The 5,932-nt window shown below is 53.4% G+C and carries 3 tRNA genes and 3 rRNA genes; all 6 read right to left on the bottom strand.

Features of this window, described 5'->3' with window-relative positions:
• The 6 genes from GOX88_RS23180 to GOX88_RS23155 all read right to left on the bottom strand — a co-directional run bounded on the left by GOX88_RS23180 (position 1) and on the right by GOX88_RS23155 (position 5,516).
• Positions 1 to 77 (bottom strand) — tRNA-Met (locus GOX88_RS23180).
• 89 nt (positions 78 to 166) lie between these two features.
• Positions 167 to 281 (bottom strand): 5S ribosomal RNA (rrf, locus tag GOX88_RS23175).
• 169 nt (positions 282 to 450) lie between these two features.
• Positions 451 to 3,293, bottom strand: a 23S ribosomal RNA gene (locus tag GOX88_RS23170).
• A 442-nt stretch (positions 3,294 to 3,735) separates the two neighbouring features.
• Positions 3,736 to 3,811, bottom strand: a tRNA-Ala gene (locus GOX88_RS23165).
• 26 nt (positions 3,812 to 3,837) lie between these two features.
• Positions 3,838 to 3,914, bottom strand: a tRNA-Ile gene (locus tag GOX88_RS23160).
• Between the two features lie 138 nt (positions 3,915 to 4,052).
• Positions 4,053 to 5,516 (bottom strand): 16S ribosomal RNA (locus GOX88_RS23155).
• The 16S, 23S and 5S rRNA genes sit together here with 3 tRNA genes alongside, the layout of an rRNA operon.
• Between the last annotated feature and the right edge of the window lie 416 nt (positions 5,517 to 5,932).

Genomic DNA, 5,932 nt, shown 5'->3' with positions numbered 1-5,932 from the left:
TGGTTGCGGGAGTAGGATTTGAACCTACGACCTTCAGGTTATGAGCCTGACGAGCTACCGGGCTGCTCCATCCCGCGACACTAGGTTGGCCTATCGCTTGCGCTTTTTGAGGCCGGGGTCGAATAAGTATTGCTATCCTTTAGAGAGAATTGGGGGATTTTTCTAGGTTTGGCGGTGACCTACTCTCCCGGGGCTTAAGCCCAAGTACCATTGGCGCGGCAGTGCTTAACTTCCGGGTTCGGGATGGGACCGGGTGTTTCACTTGCGCTATGACCACCAAACCGAGGAAAATCCCCACGTCGCTGTTTTTGCGGAGCAAAAAAGCGACGGGCAGGAGGCAGCGTATTCGCGAAGCGGATGCGCGTTCCTGCACGGTTTATTAATCAGATCAACGTTGTCCAACTCAAGGTCAGTGTATGCTTTTGGTGATTTGTCTTTCCATTACTGGATCAAATCAAGCCTATCGGGCGATTAGTACCGGTCAACTGAACGCATTACTGCGCTTACATCTCCGGCCTATTGACGTGGTGGTCTTCCACGGCCCTCAGGGAGACCTTGTTTTGAGGGGGGCTTCCCGCTTAGATGCCTTCAGCGGTTATCCTGTCCGATCATAGCTACCCAGCACTGCCGTTGGCACGACAACTGGTCCACCAGTGGATCGTTCACCCCGGTCCTCTCGTACTAGGGGCAACTCCTCTCAAGTCTCCTACACCCACGGCAGATAGGGACCGAACTGTCTCACGACGTTCTAAACCCAGCTCACGTACCTCTTTAAACGGCGAACAGCCGTACCCTTGGGACCTGCTCCAGCCCCAGGATGAGATGAGCCGACATCGAGGTGCCAAACACTGCCGTCGATATGGACTCTTGGGCAGTATCAGCCTGTTATCCCCGGCGTACCTTTTATCCGTTGAGCGATGGCCCTTCCACTCGGGACCACCGGATCACTATGGCCGTCTTTCGACTCTGCTCGACTTGTCAGTCTCGCAGTCAGGCTGGCTTCTGCCATTGCACTCAACGAGCGATTTCCGACCGCTCTGAGCCAACCTTCGCGCGCCTCCGTTACGCTTTAGGAGGCGACCGCCCCAGTCAAACTACCCGCCACGCAGGGTCCCGGATCCGGATAACGGACCGCGGTTAGACATCAAGAGTGCGAAGGGTGGTATCTCAAGGGAGGCTCCACAGGTACTTGCGTTCCTGCTTCAAAGCCTACCACCTATCCTGCACATCACAATCCTGATGCCAGTGCGAAGCTGTAGTAAAGGTGCACGGGGTCTTTCCGTCTAACCGCGGGAAGCCTGCATCTTGACAGGCAATTCAATTTCGCTGAGTCGATGTTGGAGACAGCGGGGAAGTCGTTACGCCATTCGTGCAGGTCGGAACTTACCCGACAAGGAATTTCGCTACCTTAGGACCGTTATAGTTACGGCCGCCGTTTACCTGGGCTTCAATTCAAGGCTCTCACCTCTCCTTTTAACCTTCAGGCACCGGGCAGGCGTCAGACCCTATACGTCGTCTTGCGACTTCGCAGAGCCCTGTGTTTTTAATAAACAGTCGCCACCCCCTGGTTTGTGCCCCCAGCCCCTAGTTGCCTAGGAACCGGGCCTCCTTCTCGCGAACTTACGGAGGTATTTTGCCGAGTTCCTTCAACATCGTTCTCTCAAGCGCCTTGGTATGCTCTACCAGTCCACCTGTGTCGGTTTAGGGTACGGTCTGATGGAGGGCTATTTCCAGGAACCACTCAGCAGCCCAATCAATCCGATAAGATTGAACTACACCTGTGATCCGTCACATCCTCCTGGCCTAGGAATATTAACCTAGTTCCCATCGCCTACGCCTTTCGGCCTCGGCTTAGGGGCCGGCTTACCCTGCTCAGATTAGCTTTAAGCAGGAACCCTTGGACTTTCGGCGAGAGTGTCTCTCACACTCTTTGTCGCTACTCATGTCATCATTCTCACTAGTGATCTCTCCACCGGATCCCTCACAGGCCGGCTTCATCGAAAGAACTCGATCCGTCATTACACCCGCTGATATTTCACAACAGGATGCAAATACGGATGAGTTCTATGTCACACTACGCTCTGCTACCATGCCTTACGGCATCCTAAGCTTCGGCTCATGGCTTGAGCCCCGTTACATCTTCGCCGCAGGACAACTTATTTAGACCAGTGAGCTGTTACGCTATCTTTAAAGGATGGCTGCTTCTAAGCCAACCTCCTGGTTGTTTTGGTCGTCCCACCTGCTTTCCCACTTAGCCATGAATTGGGGGCCTTAGCTGTAGGTCAGGGTTGTTTCCCTCTCCACTACGGACGTTAGCATCCGCAGTGTGTCTGCCATCTAGTACTCCCGGGTATTCGGAGTTTGGTTAGGATCAGTAAGCCTGTGGGGCCCCATTACCCATCCAGTGCTCTACCCCCCGGGGTATTCGGATGACGCTCTACCTAAATAGATTTCGCAGAGAACCAGCTATCTCCGAGTTTGATTGGCCTTTCACCCCTAGGCACAGCTCATCCCGATCCTTTTCAACGGATGTGGGTTCGGTCCTCCAGTAAGTGTTACCTTACCTTCAACCTGGCCATGCCTAGATCACTCGGTTTCGGGTCTGATCCCACGAACTCATACGCCCTATTAAGACTCGCTTTCGCTACGCCTACACCTAACGGCTTAAGCTTGCTCGTGAGACCAAGTCGATGACCCATTATACAAAAGGTACGCCGTCAGCTCGCAAGGAGCCTCCGACTGATTGTAGGCGTTCGGTTTCAGGTACTGTTTCACTCCCCTCGTCGGGGTGCTTTTCACCTTTCCCTCACGGTACTGGTTCGCTATCGGTCAGCAAGGAGTACTTAGCCTTCGAAGGTGGTCCTCCGATCTTCAGACAGAATTTCACGTGTTCCGCCCTACTTAATACGTCCGTCAAAGCTTCCTATACGGGGCTGTCACCCGCTATGGCCACGCTTCCCAACGTGTTCTAGTCACTCATCCGGCTCGGCTGGTCCCCGTTCGCTCGCCGCTACTAGGGGAGTATCAATTGATTTCCTTTCCTCCGGGTACTTAGATGTTTCAGTTCCCCGGGTTTGCTCTTAAAACCCTATGTATTCAGGTCTTAAGTACCTGTTTAAACCCCATATTGAGTATCAAAGATAACAATATGAAGCTTTCAGGTGGGTTGCCCCATTCAGAAATCCATGGATCAAAGCTTATTCTCAGCTCCCCATGGCTTATCGCAGAGTATCACGTCTTTCATCGCCTCTTGCTGCCAAGGCATTCACCAAACGCCCTTCTCGCGCTTGATTTGATCCAGAAAGAGAAAGACACGAAGTCTTCCGCAGCAGGCCCAGCTGGTAACTAAAGGCCGCCTCTGTTTCTGAACCAAAAACATACATTTCCCGCCCCCGCCACTTGGACGAGGACAATTGAGCAACCCCATATGGTCTCCCAGCCGTGCAGCTGATCAACGCAGGTCACTCGGGTTAGTATATTTGACTTGGACAACTCTGTTCGTTTCAGTCGCGATACGCATTCCAGGCCGGCTAGACCCAAACTGCGCCGCTCATCCGAAGATGAGAACGACCGAGATCAGTGCCACACTCGGCACGATCAAACAGTGTTGATTGATTTCTCTCTAAACGATGTCAAAGCTTCCGAAGAAGCGACGTCCGATTGGACGGTTAAGAACCAAAATGGTGCTTAACGGTCAAATCGAAAGGATATATCGGTCACGCACCAGAGGTGCGATGGTGGAGCCTAGGAGGATCGAACTCCTGACCTCCTGAATGCAAATCAGGCGCTCTCCCAGCTGAGCTAAGGCCCCATTCAGGTGCTACGCACCCTAATTAGTGGTGGGTCGAGGAGGACTTGAACCTCCGACCTCACGCTTATCAGGCGTGCGCTCTAACCACCTGAGCTACCGACCCAGACAGGCCGGTCGGCCTGATGTGTTCTGAAGAGATATGAGGACGGCTCGGTCCATGAGTTTGATCAACTTTGTTTGTTGATCTTCTGCTAAGTGTATCACGAGATTTGCGAACAAATCTAACTAGATACATCCTTAGAAAGGAGGTGATCCAGCCGCAGGTTCCCCTACGGCTACCTTGTTACGACTTCACCCCAGTCGCTGATCCTACCGTGGTCCGCTGCCTCCTCGAAAGGTTGGCGCACGGCCGTCGGGTAGAACCAACTCCCATGGTGTGACGGGCGGTGTGTACAAGGCCCGGGAACGTATTCACCGCGTCATGCTGTTACGCGATTACTAGCGATTCCGACTTCATGGGGTCGAGTTGCAGACCCCAATCCGAACTGAGACAGTTTTTTGGGATTAACCCATTGTCACTGCCATTGTAGCACGTGTGTAGCCCAACCCGTAAGGGCCATGAGGACTTGACGTCATCCACACCTTCCTCCCGCTTATCACGGGCAGTTTCCCTAGAGTGCCCAGCCGAACTGCTGGCAACTAAGGATGTGGGTTGCGCTCGTTGCCGGACTTAACCGAACATCTCACGACACGAGCTGACGACAGCCATGCAGCACCTGTCACTAGGTCACCGAAGTGAAAGACCCATCTCTGGGCCGGTCCTAGGATGTCAAGGGTTGGTAAGGTTCTGCGCGTTGCTTCGAATTAAACCACATGCTCCACCGCTTGTGCGGGCCCCCGTCAATTCCTTTGAGTTTTAATCTTGCGACCGTACTCCCCAGGCGGAATGCTTAATCCGTTAGGTGTGTCACCGAATAGCATGCTACCCGACGACTGGCATTCATCGTTTACGGTGTGGACTACCAGGGTATCTAATCCTGTTTGCTCCCCACACTTTCGCACCTCAGCGTCAGTATCGAGCCAGTGAGCCGCCTTCGCCACTGGTGTTCCTCCGAATATCTACGAATTTCACCTCTACACTCGGAATTCCACTCACCTCTCTCGAACTCTAGACCGATAGTTTTGGAGGCAGTTCCGGGGTTGAGCCCCGGGATTTCACCCCCAACTTTCCGATCCGCCTACGTGCGCTTTACGCCCAGTAATTCCGAACAACGCTAACCCCCTCCGTATTACCGCGGCTGCTGGCACGGAGTTAGCCGGGGTTTCTTTACCTGCTACCGTCATTATCTTCACAGGCGAAAGAGCTTTACGACCCTAAGGCCTTCATCACTCACGCGGCATGGCTGGATCAGGGTTGCCCCCATTGTCCAAGATTCCCCACTGCTGCCTCCCGTAGGAGTCTGGGCCGTGTCTCAGTCCCAGTGTTGCTGATCATCCTCTAAAACCAGCTATAGATCGTAGGCTTGGTAGGCCATTACCCCACCAACTACCTAATCTAACGCGGGCTAATCCAAAGGCGATAAATCTTTCCCCCGAAGGGCACATACGGTATTACTCTCCGTTTCCAGAGGCTATTCCGTACCTTTGGGCATATTCCCACGCGTTACTAACCCGTCCGCCGCTCACCCCGAAAGGCGCGCTCGACTTGCATGTGTTAGGCCTGCCGCCAGCGTTCGTTCTGAGCCAGGATCAAACTCTCAAGTTGAAAGGCTATTGCTAACCTATCCTTGACGTTCGAACCTCTGCACATCTCATCTGGTGGCTAAACCAGATGAAGTCATCTGTTTGATGTACACAGATCTCCTAAGAAACCAGTGAACCACTCAAACAGTGAAGCTGACACTCAATCATCGGGCCGAAACCCTAAGAGCGCGATATACAGACATTCAATCCGTCGAAACGAACCAAACCGCCCACATATCTCTTCAGTTATCCATCAATGTCAAAGAACCATAACACCCAGAGCCAAAAACCAGACCGTTGCGCCAAAACCTCAGCGCGCCCGCCTAACTCATTCCCTAAGATGCCCCCAGTCTCTCCTGAGCGTCTCAACCGTCTTTCCAGTCCGTCAGGCCGTCTCTCCGACCCGTCAGCACCGCCTCAGCAGCGCCGGTGAAGGGG

Source organism: Ruegeria arenilitoris (assembly GCF_013030985.1).
In the GTDB taxonomy this organism is placed as follows: domain Bacteria; phylum Pseudomonadota; class Alphaproteobacteria; order Rhodobacterales; family Rhodobacteraceae; genus Ruegeria; species Ruegeria arenilitoris_B.
The sequence above is the reverse complement of the archived record's forward strand: the minus strand, read 5'-3'. Positions and strand labels throughout refer to the sequence as shown.